Here is a 17,317-nt window from a genome sequence, read left to right as displayed (position 1 = left end):
AGACAAAATGATAGTTGAGCAATGATACGGTTGTACTTGTTCTTCTATATTCATTCATAGGTTTATTGTATCAGTTTTATTTAAAAACTGATTCAATGCGACAATAAAAAAAAGAACAAAACATTTCAGATACTTGAAGCACCACAAACCTTACGGTTTTCAGTGGTACTCCGTATCCGACCTCACTTTCATCCCACACCTAAAGGAATGGGCTTTCCCGTTCGGAAAATCTGTAATGAATCGCTTGATCATAGGAAATGTTTCCTGGAAGCGGCGGTTCTTCTTGGATCTGCACATCAAGAATTACCGGTCTGTCTGCATGTAAAGCCTGTTTAAGAGCCATCCTCATTTCATCACGGCTTTCAATACGGACACCTATTCCTCCGCATGCTTCTGCGAATGCAGCAAAATCAATGCTCCCAAGCTCTGTACCGTACTCAATATGGCCCATCTGCTGCTGTTCATAATGGATCATTCCAAGCTTTTGATTATTAAAAATGACGGTCACAAATGGAAGCTTGTACCGCACAGCTGTAACGAAATCCTGCATGACCATGGTAAAGCCGCCATCTCCGCATAAAGCCCATACTTGTTTTTCAGGCTCGGCCACCTTTGCTGAAATCGCTCCCGGCAGCCCACAGCCCATAGTTGCGAGCCAGCTTGACAGGAGCATACTCTGACGGTCCAGGTCCAAATACCGTGCTGCCCAAACGGTTACATTCCCGACATCCACAGACAGAATCGCGTCATCAGCAAGCACCTTCTGAACCTCCGCCATTACTTGGGGGGGCATGAGCTTGTCCGTCTCAAGCTCTTTATCCTTTTCGATTTCCTTTCTCCAGCTTTCGATGCGCTTCTTGCTGTCTTCAAGGAATTTCCGGTCTTTTTTATAGGAAACGGAGGGTATTAAGGATTCCAGAACCTTTTTAGCATCGCCGTTTAAACCGCATGCGACCGGATACCTTTTTCCGATAAATTTTGTTTCCAGGTCAATTTGAATGGCATCCGCCTTTTCAGGAAGAAATTCTCTGTACGGAAAGGAAGTCCCGATCATAATCAGCAGATCGGTTTCCTGCATAGCCCAATACGATTGTTTTGTCCCGATCTGACCGATATGTCCAAGAGACAGCGGGTGCGTATCGGAAATTGCCCCTTTTCCGGGAAGCGATACCGCAACAGGTGCACCAATTTTTTCTGCAAAAAGGGCCAGTTCTTCTTTAGCCCCGAGCGCTCCTTTTCCTGCGAGAATGACCGGCTTCTTAGCCCTGTCAATCATTTCGGCAGCGAGCTTCATATCCTTCTGGTCAGGAAACCCCGTTGTTTCCGCAAGGATATCCGAAGTCAGGGGCTGATCCCATTCTGCTTTTTCAGCAAACAAGTCATCCGGTACAATCAATACGGCAGGCCCCTTTTCAGCGTATGCCGTACGGATTGCCTGATTCAAAAGGTCCGGAAGCTGTTCATGAGATTGAACCCGCTTGTTGAATACAGCCGCATCATCAAACATCCGCTCGAGGTTTATTTCCTGGAACGCATCTGTTCCAATCTGAGTGCTATGTACCTGTCCTGCTATTACTAAGACGGGCGCACCGTCTGCCTTTGCATCGTAGAGCCCGTTCAGAAGATGAATCGCTCCCGGTCCTGCTATGGAGAGGCAAACACCAATTTTTCCGGTGAGCTTCGCGTATGCCCCTGCTGCAAGCGCACCGACCTCCTCATGCCTTACCTGATAAAAACGGAGCTCGTTTCTGGCTTTTCTAAGTTCTTCTACAAATTCGTTAATGGAATCACCAGGCATTCCGTAAAGGTGGTCCACTCCCCACCTTTCCAGAATATCCGCCAAAATCTCCCCTGTTCTTGCCATCTTTTTTCACCCTTTCTGATTCGACAAAGCCTTCCCTGTTTCATACCCTTTGAACCGTTTTTGAATCTTATGAAAGTATAATAGAGAACAAAAAGGGGGAAAGGGAATGAGAGTTGGCGAAGCGAGAAGAAAAGCGGCAGACTGGGTTCAACAGCATCCCGGTGAAAAACCATGGTTTAAAGGGGCTTATTTTACCGGGTCAACAGCTTCCCTGCATGACTGGGAGGAGCTGCCTGAGTTTTCTGATATAGACGTAATGGTTGCCTCTGATGATAAAACGGAGCGTCCGAAGCTTGGAAAGTTTTATTATAAGGGGGTGCTTCTCGAAATAACCTATCTTCCCTGGCACCTTTTTAAAACAGCTGAAACCATTTTATCTTCCTATCATCTGGCCCATGGATTTAAAACAGATACGATTATAGCTGATCCAACAGGCCATTTGCGCCGCCTTCAGAGAACGGTTTCTGCCAAATTCACGGAACGGGGAGAGGTGCGGAAAAGGTGTTCAAATGCTATGGACCGAATCACTTCAGGGCTTATCTGTGCAGATTCTGAAGCCTCATGGCCTGATGCAGTAACCGCATGGCTTTTTCCGTGCGGGGTTTGTGCACACGTGATTCTCACTGCGGATCTTCAGAATCCGACGGTAAGGCTTCGCTACCTTGCAGCGCGAAAAGTACTTCAAACCTCTCATCTTTGACGGGGTGTATGAAGAGTTGATTACCCTTCTTGGCTGCAAAGATATGAGTCCTCAAAGAACGGCACACCATCTCGATCAGCTTGAACTTGTATTTGACGAGGCATCCGGGATTGCCAAGACCCGCTTCTTTTTCAGTTCGGACATTACCCGGGCTGCAAAGCCGATTGCCATAGAGGGAAGCCGGAATCTGATCGACTCTGGTTATCATAGAGAAGCCATGTTTTGGATTACGGCAAACTTCGCCCGGTGCCAGAAAATCCTGGAGGCAGATGCAAGACCGGAAGTTCAGAATAGATATGAGGCTGCTTTTCGTTCAGCAGCTGCAGACCTGGGCATTTCTTCGCAGACTGATATTAAAGAACGATCCAGTATGATCCTTCAGTTTCTGCCAAAGCTCATGGAAGCTGCGGAACGGATTATGGATGCCAGCCCATATATATAAAAACGGCCGCTCTAAACGGCCGTTTTTCAGTAAAGCAAATCCATAAATTGTTCTTTAGTAATGTTTCCAAAATAGTGCTGGATGTTCACCGGTCTCATCCGTTTCTCCAGTTCCGATTTTTCGTACCTAGCCCCGGTAAGCAGCTCCTCAATTTCAGAAACATCGCCCGCTCCGAAAAAGTCACCAAAAATTTTGCATTCATGTATGGTTCCCTTGCTTACTTCCATCCGGATGTCGATTTGCCCGACAGGAAAACGGTGGGAATGCTGCAGGTTGAATTTTGGAGACTTTCCGTAATTCCAGTCCCAGTTTTGATACCGTTCCTCTGACAGCTTCCTTATGTTGTCCCAATCTTCGTCAGTAAGCACATATTGGGGCACTTCTCCATTAGTGTCAAATATATAGCTGAGCAGGATGGTTCTAAATTCTTCGATTGTTATTTCTTTCTCAAGGAATTCGCTGATGTTCGCCACACGGCTGCGAATCGATTTGATTCCCTTTGATTCGATTTTGTCTTTTTTTACGACGAGAGCTGAAACTACGTTTTCCATCTCAGAATCAAACAAAAGCGTTCCATGGCTGAACATTCTGCCCCTGGTCGTAAATTGGGCATTGCCTGAGATTTTGCGGCCTTCTGCCAGAATATCATTTCTTCCGCTGAGCTCAGCATTTACACCGAGCCTTTTAAGCGCCTCAATGACAGGCTCCGTAAACTTCTTAAAATTGTGGAAGCTGTCCCCGTCGTCCTTCGTGATAAAGCTGAAGTTCAGGTTCCCCAGATCATGATAAACGGCTCCGCCGCCTGAGAGCCTTCTGACTACGTGAAGTCCTTGTTCCTCAACATATTTCGTGTTAATTTCCTCAATCGTGTTCTGATTTTTCCCGATAATAATAGAAGGCTCATTTATGTAAAATAAAAGATACGATTGCTCGGGATCGAGATTTTTGAGGCAGTACTCCTCGATAGCGAGGTTCATCCTCGGGTCTGTAATATGATTGTTGTCGATAAACAGCATTTGCGCCATCTTGCTTCCTCCTTAATTCACTGACCAGGTTAAACCTTTTGCGGCCAGCCTGATTGGTCCTTCGTATATAGTTTTTGCTTGCGTGAGCAAATCCTCATGCTTCCCGAAGTGAGGGAGATGGGTGAGAATGCATTCCTTCACACCGGCATGCTTTGCGATAGCCCCTGCGTCAAGACTGGTCATATGACCTGCCCCGCCGCCATCCTGGCCGGCATATAAATTGCATTCCGTCAGGAGCAGATCGGCCTCCTTGGCAAATGGAATCAATTCTTTTTTATAGCTTGAGTCTGCCGTATAGACCACAGACGACTCTCCATCTGAAATCCGGAATGCGTAGCACTCTGCCGGATGATTGGTTTTAAGAAATTCAATTTGAAAAGGTCCTATCCTGAGGGGTTGAAAGGGATCATATGAGATGCCTTTTGAAACATTCTTGTAGGTAAGCCTGTTAAATCCCTCACTGTCTCCAGTATGTCCATAAATCGGCAAAAGCGGCACTCCTTCCTCTGCCATTCCGGAAACAAGGCGGCCATAATGAAGCGGTCCAATATCAGCTATATGATCATGGTGATAATGAGAGATCAATACGGCATGAAGATCCTTAATTTGCACATAAGACTGGAGATGGGACAACACAGCACTTCCACAGTCAACAAGCAGATTATATCCGTTCTTCTGAAACAAATAGCCGGATGAAGCTTCTCCAGGTCCAGGAAAGCCTCCCCAATGTCCAATCACCGTCAGCTTCACACTCTGCACCGCCTTAAAAAGAATTCTCTACCGTTCAATATACCTAATAGACCCAGTGAACCGCAAGCTGAAAGCAAAGAAGAGTTATGCTGGAAACGGGAGTGAAGCTTATTTTGAATACTTTATCATATTGTTACAAAACAGGTGTTGACTAAATCACCACTGTTATAATACAATAAATATATCAAAACGACATGGAGGGGATAACATGTTAGTTAAATTAACTGAATTTTTTAGAAACTTACCTGGGAAGAAATGCTCCGAATGCGGAAAAGAGATTGAAGAGCAGCACGAGTGCTACGGCAACACCTGCAGCACATGCATGAACGTTCAGGATTTATAATAAAAAAGAGCCGGGTGGCTCTTTTTTTTCTGTAAAAATTGCTGGTGATTGGTCCGCTTATGCTCAGGCGGGCGGGTCTCACCTATTCCGCTCCAATCAGCATGTTTTATTAATGAGCACCATGCTTTAGCATCGCCTAGCTTACAAGGATTAGCCGGAATTGGGTTTGGGTCAATCACTGCTATCGGCGCCCATACAAAAAGCCGAGCCGGCAGGTCCATTTTAGTATGGAATCCTTGCCAGTTCAGCCTGTAGTTTAGTAGATTCACGAACAATCAGCTTCATAGAGAATTTATGCATTTCTTTTCCGGAAAACTGCTTCATCCGGATTCTGGACATCATGATTTCCATCGTTTTCAGCGCCATTTCACAAACAGGCTGTTCCACTGTCGTGATCCTCGGATTCATAAGCTCTGTGATAACCTGATTATCAAATCCGGCGACGGCGAGATCATTAGGGATCTTCCAATTGCAACGGGCTGCCTCGGAAATAATTCCAGCTGCGACTTCATCCGATCCTGTAAAAATTGCCGTTGGACGGTTCTGGCTTTGACGGATCATTTGAAAAATATCCTTTCCGTCTTCACTAGTGATTGCTTCCCGGTAAGAATCGGACTCATCGAACGGCAGGCCTGCTTCAAATAAAGCCTGCTTGAACCCTTCCTCCCGCGCAGCAGCAACGTTGCTCCGATACCTGCCGCAGCAGTAGGCAATTTTCCGGTGTCCCTGCTCAATCATATGCTTCGTCGCTTTATAGCCCGCTTCCTTCTGATCCATAAAAATCATCGGGACATTGGCTTTTTCCTCAAATTCATTGCATAAGACAACCGGTCCATAATCCAGATATTCCTCTATAATGCCCCAGTCATTTTCGGCAGAGGTTAAAATGACGCCATCTACTTGTCTTGTTTTAAGCAAATTTAAATAGGTTAATTCCTTTTGAGCTGAATATTGAGTTTGGCAGATTATTAGCTGATAGAAGCTTTCAGATGCTGCAAGCTCAAGGGTTTCGATCAGCTGGCTGAAAAACGGGTTCATCACCCTTGGAATGAGTACAGCAATAACACCGGTCCGCTGATTTCTAAGGCTTCTTGCAGCGGAATTTGGAACATAGCCCAGTTGCTCCATCGCTTCCATTACTTTTCTTTTTTTCAAAGCAGATACATAGGGGTGGTCATTAATCACCCTGGACACAGTAGTCCGGGACAGCCCGGCACTTCTCGCCACATCCTCTATCGTTGCCATTTTTTCCACGCCTCCCCTGTAAGCAAGCGCTTACATTTACCATTATATGAAAATGTTTTCATCATTTCAATATAAGATTCATAGAAGATACATTTTATCGCCATTAGGCTGCAGCGATTAAGACAATGCAAGCCTGTCCTTTTATGCTATGCCTGAATCAAAAAAAACCCGGCTCCCATCACGAGAGCCGGGCTGCTGACCGGTTATACTTCTTCCGCTGTCTTTATTTGTTTATTTTTTCTTACCTGGAAGAACATATAAATAATTGTACCGGCCATCATGAGAAGCATCATGCCGATTAAAACAGCAGATTGGCTCCAAAGATAACTATAATCACCGCTTGAGATTACGGCTTTAAATCCGGCGACGGAATACGTCATTGGAAGCCAGTAATTAAAGATTTGCAGCGGCTCGGGAATGAGCTCCAGCGGGAATGTTCCTGCTGATGTCGTAAGCTGCAAAATCAAAATAAGAATGGCCACAAACCGTCCCGGGTCACCGAGAGAGGTAACAAAGAATTGAATCAGAGTCAGAAATACCAAGCTGGTCAAAATACTAAAGAGGATGAACAGTCCGACATTCTGAACTTCTATTTGCAGTCCGAAAAGCAGGACTGCGTCTGCAATTAAAGCTTGAATAACTCCGACTGCCAGCAATACACCGAATTTGCTGAAGAACCAGGACAAAGCTGATTTTGGATCCCCGGCCGACTGTTTAAGCGGGAATACAATAGAGATCAGCAGCGCTCCGACAAACAATCCGAGGGAAAGAAAATACGGTGTAAACCCTGTTCCATAGTTAGGGACCTCGTTCATTTTCTCGCTTTGTACACCAACGGGCTTGGCCATCATTTCATAAAGCGGCTCAGAGCCTTTCGTATCCTTCGTTTCATCTGCAGCATCAGCAAGTGCTTGGCTTAACTCAGATGTACCGCTTGAAAGGCCGCCAACGCCTTTATCCAGTTCAGATGCACCATCAGCAAGCTGTCCTGCGCCTTTTTCAAGCTCGCCAGAATTGGATTCAAGCTCGCCGACGCCGGAGGTAAGCTCGGTGCTGCCGCTGGCAAGTGCGGCCGATCCTTCCTTGGCATCGTTTAGACCCGTTCCAAAATCGGCTGCTCCTTTGCTGAGTTCAGAAGATCCTTCGGCGGATTTCTGAATGCCTGCATTCAAATCCTTCTGACCTTCAGCGAGTTCGCTCACACCTGTTTGAACGCCTTGCTGTCCTTCATAAACGGCTGCTGCACCCTGTGCAAGCTTATCTGTCTGCCCCGCGATTAAAGAGGAATTTTTGGCAAGCTCTCCCACTCCGGCTGACAGCTCATCGCTTCCTGTATTCAGCTGGTCAATCGCTGCTGTCAATTCATCTCGCTGATCCTTTGGAAGGGCTGCAAGGACTGGTTCCAGCTCCTTCAATTTAGCCTGCAGCTGGTCAATTCCGCCTGAAAGCTGCTCCGCACCTTCCTTGGCTTCCTGCTGTCCTTTATCAAATTCTGCAAACTTTTGGTCTAGAGCGGCAGTCCCTTCACTAACCTGTTTCGCTCCATCTGTCAGCTGCGGAACCTTTTCATTCAGTTCACCGGTACCGCTGTTTAGCTCTTCAGATCCTGCTGCAAGCTGAGCATTTCCGTCTGCAAGCTCATTAATTCCGCCTTGCAGACCACTATAGCCCTCTTTCAGTTCTCCGAGACCGCTGTCAAGATCGTTCATTCCGCTCTGAAGGTCTTTGGTTCCTTCTGAAGCAGATTGGACTCCTTCTTTAAACTTAATGGAGTTCTCAGCCAGCTGGCTCAAACCATCCTTCAGTGTACCTGAACCGGCTTTAAGGTCGCCTGTGCCTGAATCGATTTCAGAGGCACCTTCACTTGCCTCTCCAATTCCGTCTGCAAGTTTTTCTACATCTCCGAAAATTCCCTCTGCATACGTTTTGGTAACTTCATTAGCCACTTCTTCTTTAATCTTTTCAATTGCTGTATTTCCGATCTGGGCAGAAAGGAAATTAAACCCTTCGTTTGGCACATACTTCATTTCCAGCTCTTTAGGCTGGTCATCAAGAAGCGTAGTTGCATTTTCTGAGAAATTTTCAGGAATTTCTATCTTCATGTAATATTTTTGATTTTCTAATCCTTTATCGGCTGTTTCCTGGTCTACAAAAACCCATTTGAAATCAGGATTCTCTTTCAGGTTACCGACAAGATCCTTGCCGACCTGAAGATCTTCCCCTTCGTATTCAGCCCCCTTATCCTGATTAACGACTGCAACCGGCAGCTGCTCCAGATTTTCATAAGGATCCCAAAACGCCCAAAGAAACATTCCAGCATATAACACAGGAATAAACAGAACCGCAATGACCGGTATTAATATCTTTTTGTTTGTTAGCAGCGCCTTCCACTCTTTAGCGAGCAGTGACATGTTAAAACCTCCTGTAATGTACTTCTGACCATTTTGTTCATTTAGTCATTCTTAAGCAAAAAAGACAGGATTACCTAGACGGATAACCCTTTAAGAAAATAAAGCTCAAAAAGTTCGGCGATTTTTTCCTTCGTAAGCGGTTCGTGGTTCTTTTCCCAGTCGAAAATGAGCGAGATGTAAAGCTTCAGCATCAGAAACGCCGTCAGCTCCGGGTCACACGGACTTATTTCGCCCTTTTCTACGGCCTTTTGAATCCGCTGCTTAATGTAGCCGATGACCATTCCTTCAAGCCTTGAAACGACCTCCAGAACCGCAGGTGTTCCAAGTTCTGTGCTTTCCTGAAAAATTTTAATGGTCAGCTGATGCTTTTTCCGGTACTCCAGAACGCTGTACAGCGCCCGGTGCGCATTCTCGAAAAAACTGAATTCAGGATGGATCGCTTCATCCGCAGCATGCTTTATTTCCGCTAATAGCGCCGTAAAAATTTCGTCAAACAGCTCTTCTTTGTTTTTGAAAAACGTATAAATCGTCCCTTTTCCGACATTCGCCTGTTTGGCTACAAGATCCATGGTAGTGGCCTTATATCCAAATTGAGTAAACGATTTTGTTGCTGCATCAATAATCAGCCGCTTCCGGTCAATACTCACTTCTTCTTCACTCCTAAAAATGACCAATTGAACATTTTAGTCAGTCAGTACTTTCACTATACTCTCTTTATTTTGAGATTGCAAGGTCTTTAAAATCAGTGGGCAACCGGAATGGTGATTCTAAATGGAGAGCTAAGCACTGCATGGGTTTTGCCTCCGTCCCCCACTCTGCTAATGCACTAAACCTCTGTCCCTACCCCAGCAAATCCATTACAGGACAAGGGAGAACAACGCAGCTCCTCTGTCCCGCGTTTCAGCCGAGAAAGGGGTCGGAGGACGCCTCCGACCCCGATTATGTCTACTAGTCTTGCTCTTCCCCATAGCAATAGAAGCGTTGAAGGATCAAGAAGAAACAGTCTTTGCCTCTGACCCCCATTCCTTTAGCGTATCAGGGGCCGGAGGTGGTCTTCCGGGACAGGTCGTATCAGGGGCCGGAGGTGGTCTTCCGGGACAGGTCGTATCAGGGGCCGGAGGTGGTCTTCCGGGACAGGTCGTATCATGGGCCGGAGGCATTCATGCGGGACAGGTCCCGCTCTCTGCTGCGCCTAAATCCTGTTTCGATGCGACGGTGTGGTGGCTGATCCCAAGCTTTATTGCTGCAAAAACAATTCGGGAGGGAAAACATCAAGCTGCCAGACCCTCGTGCGTCTAAGCTCCCCAGATCCGGTGCCGGAGTAAAGGACGGCAGCAAAAGCAGGGGACAGACGCAATGCCTGTCCCCTGCTTCTTCAACGTGATGCGAATGAAACGCCTGTGCTTACGGTGCCCCAGCTTAATCTCATTATCAAAGCTGCATCTATAATTTTAAATACTCCATTGTCTTCTTTACCGCTGCCTTACCCTGATCAATGCAATCCGGAAGACCGACTCCCCCGAAGGACGCTCCTGCAAGGTAAAGACCAGGGTATGTTTGACTTGTATAATGGCTGATTCTTTCCATGTTCTCACGGTGCCCCACATTGTATTGCGGCATCGACTGCTTCCATCTGCTGACCACATAATCTTCTGGTTTACCGCTAATCGCCATTGTTTTCTTTAAATCTTCCATCACGATCGCTGCGAGCTGTTCATCAGATTGGTCAACGATGGTTTCTTCTCCTGCCTTGCCTACGTAGGCGCGAAGAATTACTTTATCATCCGGTGCTGTATGAGGCCATTTTTTGTTCGTCCATGTACATGCGGTAATGGAGTAGCCGCCGTTCCTTGAGATAACAAAGCCTGTTCCTTCTTTGGTCATGCTGACGTTTTCCTTTGAAAAAATGAGAGCAACCGTTGCTACTGACGTGGAAGGCATTTGGCGGAAATAATCAAATTCGCTATCCTCTAACAAGCTCCCTGCAGCTGTGTGCGGCAGAGCCATAATGACGGAATCTGCTTCCACTTGCAATCCGCTGCTCAGACCAATTTCATACGTTCCATTGGACTGCTTTTTGATTGCATTTACTCTTGTCCCTTTTAAGACCCGGACGCCGGTCAGGCTTTTCTCAAGTGCTTCAATGAGTGTTTCCAGGCCGCCCGTCAGCGTCTGAAAAATCCCCTTCTTTCTGGAAGGATCATGCTTTTGGCTTGTGCCGGGCACAGATTTTTTCATTCCGAGAATCAGGCTTCTATGCTCCTGCTCCGTTTCGTAAAATTGCGGGAAGGTAGACATCAGACTGAGCTTGTCAATGTCCCCTGCATATATTCCGGATAGAAGCGGCTCAATCAGATTTTCTACTACCTCGTCCCCAAGCCTCCGTCTGAAAAACCGGCCCAATGACTGATCGTTCTGCTGTTCGCCTTTAGGAAGGATAAAATCTCCCGCTGCCCGGAGCTTGCCTGTTAAAGAAAAAAGGCCTGAAGTCACAAACGGTTTTACCTGCGTCGGTATCCCCATTACAGCTCCTCTTGGAATGGGGTGAAGGCCGTCCTTAAGCATAACATACGAACGGCCGACCGCGTTGTTTACAAGCTGGCTTTCCAGGCCGAGATCCTTTACAAGCTCGGGAGCACTTGATTTTCTTTCTAGAAAGGAATCAGGGCCTCTTTCAATCACGTATCCGTCTTTGCGGACCGTCTTGATTTTCCCGCCGAGTCTCGGACTTGCTTCTATGAGCGTAATCTCCGCTTTCTCTGAACGGGCTGCCAGTTCCTTTTGCAGGTAGTAGGCGGCGGAAAGACCAGTAAGCCCGCCGCCTAAAATCACAATTTTTTTTGTGTTCATTGTATTCGCCTTCTTTTCATTACTTATGAAGATGCTTGAGCACTACAGTTGACAGGCAGTCAATGAACTCATCCTGTGCATTCGGCATTTCCGGCCTGAAGTAGCCTGCTCCCAGTTCATCTGTTACGACTTTGCACTCATAGTCGTTATCAAACAGGACCTCAAGGTGGTCGGCTGTAAACCCTACGGGTGTGTAGATAAAGTTTCTGTATCCTTTTTGTTCATATAAATCGCGGGTCAGATCCTGTACATCCGGTCCGATCCATGGATCCGGGGTATTCCCGGCGCTTTGCCAGCCGATCTCATAATTCTGTACACCTGCCGCTTCGGCAATTAAATCAGCCGTTTCTTTCAGCTGATCCGGGTATGGATCTCCTGCCGCGATAATTTTTTCAGGCAGACTGTGGGCAGAGACAATGAGTACGGCTGTTTTTCTATTTTCCTCTGACATCGCATCCAGCGTCTGCTTGACCCGGTCAGACCAGTATTGAATAAACTTCGGTTCCCGGTACCAGCTTTCAACCGAAGTAATGGAGAGATTGCCGAGCTTTTCTGCTTCTTCCTTTGCCCGTCCATTATAGGATTTAATGCTGAAGGTTGAATAGTGGGGAGCAAGGACAATGCTCACAGCCTCTGTAATGCCGTCTTCGTGCATTTGCTTAACGGCGTCTTCAACAAAAGGCTCGATATGCTTTAAGCCAAGATACATGGTAAATTCAATGTCATCCTGAACCGTGTTCAAATGCCGCTCAAGCTTTTCTGCCTGTTCGAGAGTGATTTTCGCCAGCGGAGAAATCCCTCCGATCGCTTCATAGCGGTCTTTTAAATCCTGGAGCATTTCAGGCGCCGGGGGTCTGCCGTGGCGGATATGCGTATAATACCGTTCAATATCTTCTTCTTTATATGGAGTTCCGTAAGCCATTACGAGAAGGCCCATCTTTGTTTTCATGATCCAAGCACCTCTTTTATTTTGTGAAAAGGAACACAATCCTTTCCCTTATGTTTTCCATTTTGCCACTTTAAGAGGAAACATTCCAAGCAGGATGCTCTTGGAATGTTTTTTCAGTTATTTGCGGGCCGCAGAATATTCATGAACAAATGAGGCTACTTTTCTAAGTGTGTCCGGCTGCACATCCGGGAACACTCCGTGACCCAGGTTAAAGATATACCGATCGGTTTTTATTCCCTGATCGACGATGTCAGCCAGTCTTTCTTCTATTACGTTCCATGGCGCAAGCAATATGGCAGGATCGAGGTTGCCCTGAAGGGTTTTCGTCAATCCGAGAGTTCTTGCTTCATCAATGGAAAGCCTCCAATCAAGGCCAACAACATCCAGCGGCAAGTCATGCCACTCCCTGGCAAGGTGGCTTGCCCCGACACCAAACATAATAAGCGGTACTTCAAGCGATGCAAGGCTTGTGAAAATACGGCTCATGACCGGCTTTATAAACGTTCTGTAATCCATAACATTCAAAGCCCCAACCCATGAATCAAAAATCTGGATGGCCTTAGCTCCCGCCTTTACCTGGGATTCAATATACGTAATCATCGTATCGGCAAGCTTATCCATGAGCGCAAACCACGCTTTGGGCTCAGAGTACATAAATGCCTTGGTTTTGTTGTAATTTTTGGATGGACCGCCTTCAATCATATAGCTTGCCAATGTGAATGGAGCTCCTGCGAACCCGATAAGCGGAACTTGAAGCTGTTCTTTCGTCAGAATTCTGATGGTATCGAGGATATACGGGATGTCTTCTTCAGGATGAATTTCCCCAAGCCTTTCAACATCCTTTACGCTCCGGATCGGATTGCTGATCACCGGACCGATTCCAGTCTTAATTTCCACATCCACTCCAATTGCCGGAAGCGGAGTCATGATATCCTTGTATAGAATGGCGGCGTCCGTATTATACTGCTCTACGGGCAACCTTGTAACGTAAGCTGCAAGCTCAGGCTGGTGAGTTATTTCAAATAACCCGTATTTTTCTTTAATTTCCCGGTATTCCGGCTGGGAGCGTCCCGCCTGCCTCATGAACCATAGCGGTACATGATCGGTCTTTTCCCCTCTGCAAGCCTTCAAAAAGGCATCATTGAATGGTTTGGATTCCATGATTCTCCCACCTTACTTAATCTCGTATGTATGTGTTTCCAATATAAACGTTCTCATTTCATTAGTATAGCAGAGACGGGCATTTGTCAAAAAATAGACTAAAAAGGAGCCCGGGGGCTCCTTTCTTTTACATGCCGGAAAAAATCTTAGGCTGAACATATGGCGTGCCTTTGCCTTCTTCGTTCGTCTGTTCATTAAAAGGCACCACTTTATAGGAAGCTGATGAGAACACATTGCTGAAAGGGATGTCATAAGAGCTGCCATTTTTCACCTTGCCAATCAGCTTTTCACTGCCTCCATCCTTTTCATAAATCCTGTACTCAACACGCGGATCTTCCTGCTTTTCCCACGATAGCGAGACCGTTATTAATCCGAGAGGCTCAAACGCATAATCAGCATGAATATCATTGAGGGCTTTCAGTCTGATTGGCTTTTCAAGATCATCCGTACCCTGTGGCACAGCAAAAGCTGTTTTCGGCACGGATTCCGCTTCGCTGATAATGGCTTTGAAAAGCTTCGTCGGATAAGAGCTCCCAGCCGTTAAATGCCGGGTTTCCGTCGTATGGTCATATCCCATCCACAGGGCGCCGGTTACTTCAGGAGTAAAGCCTGCAAACCAGGCATCCATCACGGCTCCTTCTTTTTTCGGGTAAGAGGTTGTTCCGGTTTTTCCTGCCAGGTCTCCAGAATAAGAGCCGTCTTTCGCTGTCCCTTCGCTGACCGTGTGCTGAAGCATCCTCGTCATATTCCACGCGGTCTGTTTAGAATAGACTCTGGATTCTTTCTGCTCCCTTTCCCCGATGACCTTCCTGTTCCGATCCTGAATGCTGTCAATGAAATACGCTTCCGCATACATGCCTTCTTTAGGAAAGACGCGATAAGCGCTGGCAAGCTGCAGAGGCGTTACTCCCTCTGTCAGACCTCCGAGAGCAATAGCCAGTCCGTCATCCTCGACACCTACCCCTTGCTTTTCCAGGTATGTTTTGCTCTTTTCGATTCCAAGTTCGTTCATCGTCCAAACAGCAGGAGCATTCTTGGAATTTATGAGTGCGTCAAACATCGTCACCTGTCCCTGGTACCGGTCATCATGGTTTTCCGGTGCATAGCCGCCTGCGTAGGTTTGAAAGGAATCCGAGAGAAGCGAATAGGGCTCGTACAGGTTTTCTTCCATGGCAGGTCCGAAAACAGCCAGCGGCTTAAACGTAGAACCCGGCTGCCTTTTTGCAGTTACGCGGTTGTACCCTTTTGGAACATAATCCCTGCCGCCTACAGCAGCCATTACACCCCCCGTCTGATTGTCCAGCAGGACAAATGAACCTTGAGCTTCATTATTTGTTCCCGGAAAGTTTGAATCGGATTGAAACGCTTCATAAGCCTTCTTTTGAATCTCCTGATTCAGGGGGACCGTAATGGTATATCCGCCCCGCAGCAGCTCCTGATTCGAAATCGAGTAGGTTTCCTCTGCTTCGTCCATCACGAGGTCAACATAGCTGTATAGCCATGGGCGGTCAAGCTTCTTGCTGACATTCAGCCCAAGTGTTTTCCCCTGGAGGCTCACTGCATCCTCTGCTGAGAGATGTCCCTGCTCCTCCATAAGAGAGAGCACCGTATCCCTCCGCTCCTTCGCTTTTTCAGGGTGAAGAATCGGAGAATAGGAAGACGGAGCTTTTGGAAGCGAAGCAAGCGTTGCCCCTTCTTCCACTGTCAGTTCAGAAACATCCTTTTGGAAAAAATAACGGGACGCTGCCTCTACTCCATAAGCGCCATGCCCGAAGTAAAGCTGGTTTAAATACATTTCCAAAAGCTTTTCCTTGCTGTATTTGTTTTCAAGACTGATGGCTATCGCAGCTTCCTTTGTTTTTCTAAGCCAGGATTTTTCACCTGACAAAAAGACATTTTTTGCGAGCTGCTGAGTGATCGTGCTCCCGCCCTCAACCTTTCCTCCTGCTGCGATGTCTTTATAAACAGCCCGTCCAATTGCCTTCACATCAATCCCGCTGTGCTCATAAAATCGCTGATCCTCAACTGCGATAAATGCTTGCTGAACGTGTTTGGGTATTTTTTCAATCCCGACAATCTCTCTGTTTTGCTCATACAGCCGGGTTATTTCTTTTCCCTCTGCATCCACAAGCCGTGTGGCGGAAGGCATGACCAGTTTTTTCTCATCAATCATCGTGCTGCCGGCAACTAATATAGTAAGATAACCTGTTAATGAAAAAATGATGATAATTCCCAATGCAGCAGCCGTCCTTATTGTAAAACGCTTCATTTTATCACCCGATTCTGTGGGATTTCCTGTTTAGGTTTTAGGATTGGTATTTTCAGGTATTAATATGTACAGTTCATGAATGGCTCTGAACTTGAATACTGACTATAATGAACAAGAGGTGATTCCGATGAACTTGTACATGACATTTGGAACAGTTGACTATTTAGAGGGTATTGCAGAAAGAAATGCGCAGGAGAATATGCTCCTGATGCATACGGATGAGAGTGCGATGCTGATTCACGAGACAGATGGAGAAACGATGCTGAAGGAACCGAAAAGGTATGAGGTGCTCGACACAGCCGGGTTATTTGAGAGAGCCGGATACGCTGTATTAAATAACATTCCTGTTACAGAAGAAGGAAAACCGCTGTTTGAGCAGCGCTTTAAGGAACGGGCCAGGATGATTGAAAACGAACCCGGCTTCGCTGCAATCCGCGTTCTCCGACCGCTGCGCGATGATACGTATGTCATCCTCACATTGTGGGAGGACGAAGCCTCTTTTAAAAACTGGCAGCAGTCAAACGCCTATGAGCAGGCCCACAAAAAGAGAGGAACCTCTGACGGGGTTGATCAAAAATCCATCTTCCCCCGACCTTCTTACGTGACCATCTATCAAGTTTTAAAGTAATGGCAGGGATCCGCGTAAAGCGGATCCTTTTTGCATTAACGACAAATACTATACCATGTTTAGACAAATGAAACATTATTGAAATGCTCAATTTTGGAATATTTCCAAGGAAATGACAAACTTTTGACACTATTTTCACACAGTGCAGGCTCTTTTCTTTGCCTGAGCATCCGGATTGTTAATCCAATAGATGGATAATGTCTCTCTCGTAGTGGAGGGTCAGGCAAAAAGTACCGCTGCACGTTCCACTTGGCGTACTGCCATTCTGACACCTTACCTCAAGCTGACTAATGCTGCCGATCGTCACAGATTTCGTCTGATTCCTTTCAGTCAGCTGAAATAGAGTAGCATTCGGCACACCGTCACCGTTCGTATCTGCCCGGACAGTCATGATGCAATCACTTTTATTCACGACCGATACAGTGGCTGAAGGGAATTGCGGCAGACCGACTGCTCTCCAATACTCCACAAAGCTTCCGTCGCAGGGCTGACTAATATTTCCGCAAACCTCATCAGAAATGAGGCGTTTTTCTATTTTTGGCTTGGGACAGGGTGGTTTAGGCGGATATATGCCCTGACAGCCCTTTGGATAAATAAATTCCGGACATCGGCTTTCAATCCATCTTGTGTCATCCATTTTCTCGCCTCACTTCGATAAAGGTCAATAAGAATCGTGCTTT

The 17,317-nt window shown here is 46.6% G+C and carries 16 protein-coding genes; 5 read left to right on the top strand and 11 right to left on the bottom strand.

Translation table 11 applies throughout. From position 1 onward, the window contains the following. Nucleotides 1-199 precede the first annotated feature (199 nt). Nucleotides 200-1,864 carry a pyruvate oxidase gene (locus ACQCV8_RS19400; RefSeq protein WP_426847108.1) on the bottom strand — a complete coding sequence of 555 codons (1,665 nt, stop codon included), beginning with the start codon at nucleotides 1,862-1,864 and terminating at the stop codon, nucleotides 200-202. Between the two features lie 106 nt (nucleotides 1,865-1,970). Here ACQCV8_RS19400 and ACQCV8_RS19395 point away from each other — a divergent pair, with 106 nt between their 5' ends. Together ACQCV8_RS19395 and ACQCV8_RS19390 are read left to right on the top strand one after the other, a co-directional pair. Next, nucleotides 1,971-2,564, top strand: coding sequence for a hypothetical protein (locus ACQCV8_RS19395; RefSeq protein WP_426847107.1), 594 nt, complete (start codon nucleotides 1,971-1,973; stop codon nucleotides 2,562-2,564). Beyond that, nucleotides 2,527-3,006, top strand: a complete 480-nt coding sequence (locus tag ACQCV8_RS19390; protein WP_426847106.1) for a hypothetical protein — start codon at nucleotides 2,527-2,529, stop codon at nucleotides 3,004-3,006. Before ACQCV8_RS19395 ends, ACQCV8_RS19390 begins: the two co-directional genes overlap by 38 nt. A 26-nt stretch (nucleotides 3,007-3,032) precedes the next feature. Here the strand turns inward: ACQCV8_RS19390 and ACQCV8_RS19385 are convergent, their stop codons facing one another. Next, nucleotides 3,033-4,022, bottom strand: coding sequence for a lipoate--protein ligase (locus tag ACQCV8_RS19385; RefSeq protein WP_426847111.1), 990 nt, complete (start codon nucleotides 4,020-4,022; stop codon nucleotides 3,033-3,035). A 21-nt stretch (nucleotides 4,023-4,043) separates the two neighbouring features. Continuing rightward, nucleotides 4,044-4,781 carry an MBL fold metallo-hydrolase gene (locus tag ACQCV8_RS19380; RefSeq protein WP_426847105.1) on the bottom strand — a complete coding sequence of 246 codons (738 nt, stop codon included), beginning with the start codon at nucleotides 4,779-4,781 and terminating at the stop codon, nucleotides 4,044-4,046. Between the two features lie 208 nt (nucleotides 4,782-4,989). Between ACQCV8_RS19380 and yhfH the strand changes: the two genes are divergently transcribed. Next, nucleotides 4,990-5,124 (top strand): protein YhfH, encoded by a 135-nt coding sequence (gene yhfH, locus ACQCV8_RS19375; protein ID WP_426847104.1) that lies wholly within the window; start codon nucleotides 4,990-4,992, stop codon nucleotides 5,122-5,124. Nucleotides 5,125-5,346: 222 nt separating this feature from the next. On the opposite strand, the gene ACQCV8_RS19370 is transcribed toward yhfH, so the two are convergent. The 3 genes from ACQCV8_RS19370 to ACQCV8_RS19360 all read right to left on the bottom strand — a co-directional run bounded on the left by ACQCV8_RS19370 (nucleotide 5,347) and on the right by ACQCV8_RS19360 (nucleotide 9,427). Beyond that, on the bottom strand, nucleotides 5,347-6,369 hold the full coding sequence (locus ACQCV8_RS19370) for a LacI family DNA-binding transcriptional regulator (protein ID WP_426847103.1): 1,023 nt from the start codon (nucleotides 6,367-6,369) through the stop codon (nucleotides 5,347-5,349). Between the two features lie 203 nt (nucleotides 6,370-6,572). Then, on the bottom strand, nucleotides 6,573-8,780 hold the full coding sequence (locus ACQCV8_RS19365) for a YhgE/Pip family protein (protein ID WP_426847102.1): 2,208 nt from the start codon (nucleotides 8,778-8,780) through the stop codon (nucleotides 6,573-6,575). Nucleotides 8,781-8,854: 74 nt separating this feature from the next. Further along, the gene (locus ACQCV8_RS19360) at nucleotides 8,855-9,427 is read right to left on the bottom strand and encodes a TetR/AcrR family transcriptional regulator (protein WP_426847101.1); all 573 of its coding nucleotides are present in this window, start codon (nucleotides 9,425-9,427) and stop codon (nucleotides 8,855-8,857) included. A 334-nt stretch (nucleotides 9,428-9,761) separates the two neighbouring features. Here ACQCV8_RS19360 and ACQCV8_RS19355 point away from each other — a divergent pair, with 334 nt between their 5' ends. Beyond that, nucleotides 9,762-10,079 (top strand): hypothetical protein, encoded by a 318-nt coding sequence (locus ACQCV8_RS19355; protein WP_426847100.1) that lies wholly within the window; start codon nucleotides 9,762-9,764, stop codon nucleotides 10,077-10,079. Nucleotides 10,080-10,223: 144 nt separating this feature from the next. Here ACQCV8_RS19355 and hemY read toward each other — a convergent pair whose 3' ends face one another. From hemY to ACQCV8_RS19335, 4 genes are all read right to left on the bottom strand, one after another. After that, a complete protein-coding gene (gene hemY, locus ACQCV8_RS19350; RefSeq protein WP_426847099.1) occupies nucleotides 10,224-11,630 on the bottom strand; it encodes a protoporphyrinogen oxidase in 1,407 nt (468 codons plus the stop codon). A 19-nt stretch (nucleotides 11,631-11,649) separates the two neighbouring features. Then, nucleotides 11,650-12,582, bottom strand: a complete 933-nt coding sequence (gene hemH / locus ACQCV8_RS19345; RefSeq protein WP_426847110.1) for a ferrochelatase — start codon at nucleotides 12,580-12,582, stop codon at nucleotides 11,650-11,652. Nucleotides 12,583-12,696: 114 nt separating this feature from the next. Then, the gene (gene hemE, locus ACQCV8_RS19340; protein WP_426847098.1) at nucleotides 12,697-13,740 is read right to left on the bottom strand and encodes a uroporphyrinogen decarboxylase; all 1,044 of its coding nucleotides are present in this window, start codon (nucleotides 13,738-13,740) and stop codon (nucleotides 12,697-12,699) included. 127 nt (nucleotides 13,741-13,867) lie between these two features. Further along, nucleotides 13,868-16,009: a transglycosylase domain-containing protein gene (locus tag ACQCV8_RS19335; RefSeq protein ID WP_426847097.1), complete on the bottom strand. Its 2,142-nt coding sequence runs from the start codon at nucleotides 16,007-16,009 to the stop codon at nucleotides 13,868-13,870. A 127-nt stretch (nucleotides 16,010-16,136) separates the two neighbouring features. Here ACQCV8_RS19335 and ACQCV8_RS19330 point away from each other — a divergent pair, with 127 nt between their 5' ends. Continuing rightward, nucleotides 16,137-16,637 carry an antibiotic biosynthesis monooxygenase family protein gene (locus tag ACQCV8_RS19330; RefSeq protein WP_426847096.1) on the top strand — a complete coding sequence of 167 codons (501 nt, stop codon included), beginning with the start codon at nucleotides 16,137-16,139 and terminating at the stop codon, nucleotides 16,635-16,637. A gap of 178 nt (nucleotides 16,638-16,815) precedes the next feature. On the opposite strand, the gene ACQCV8_RS19325 is transcribed toward ACQCV8_RS19330, so the two are convergent. Further along, the gene (locus tag ACQCV8_RS19325) at nucleotides 16,816-17,274 is read right to left on the bottom strand and encodes an S-Ena type endospore appendage (protein WP_426847095.1); all 459 of its coding nucleotides are present in this window, start codon (nucleotides 17,272-17,274) and stop codon (nucleotides 16,816-16,818) included. Nucleotides 17,275-17,317: the final 43 nt, after the last annotated feature.

The sequence above is a fragment of the Metabacillus sp. 84 genome (genome assembly GCF_050107715.1).
GTDB lineage: Bacteria > Bacillota > Bacilli > Bacillales > Bacillaceae > Metabacillus_B.
This window is presented reverse-complemented; position numbering and strand designations above follow the sequence as displayed.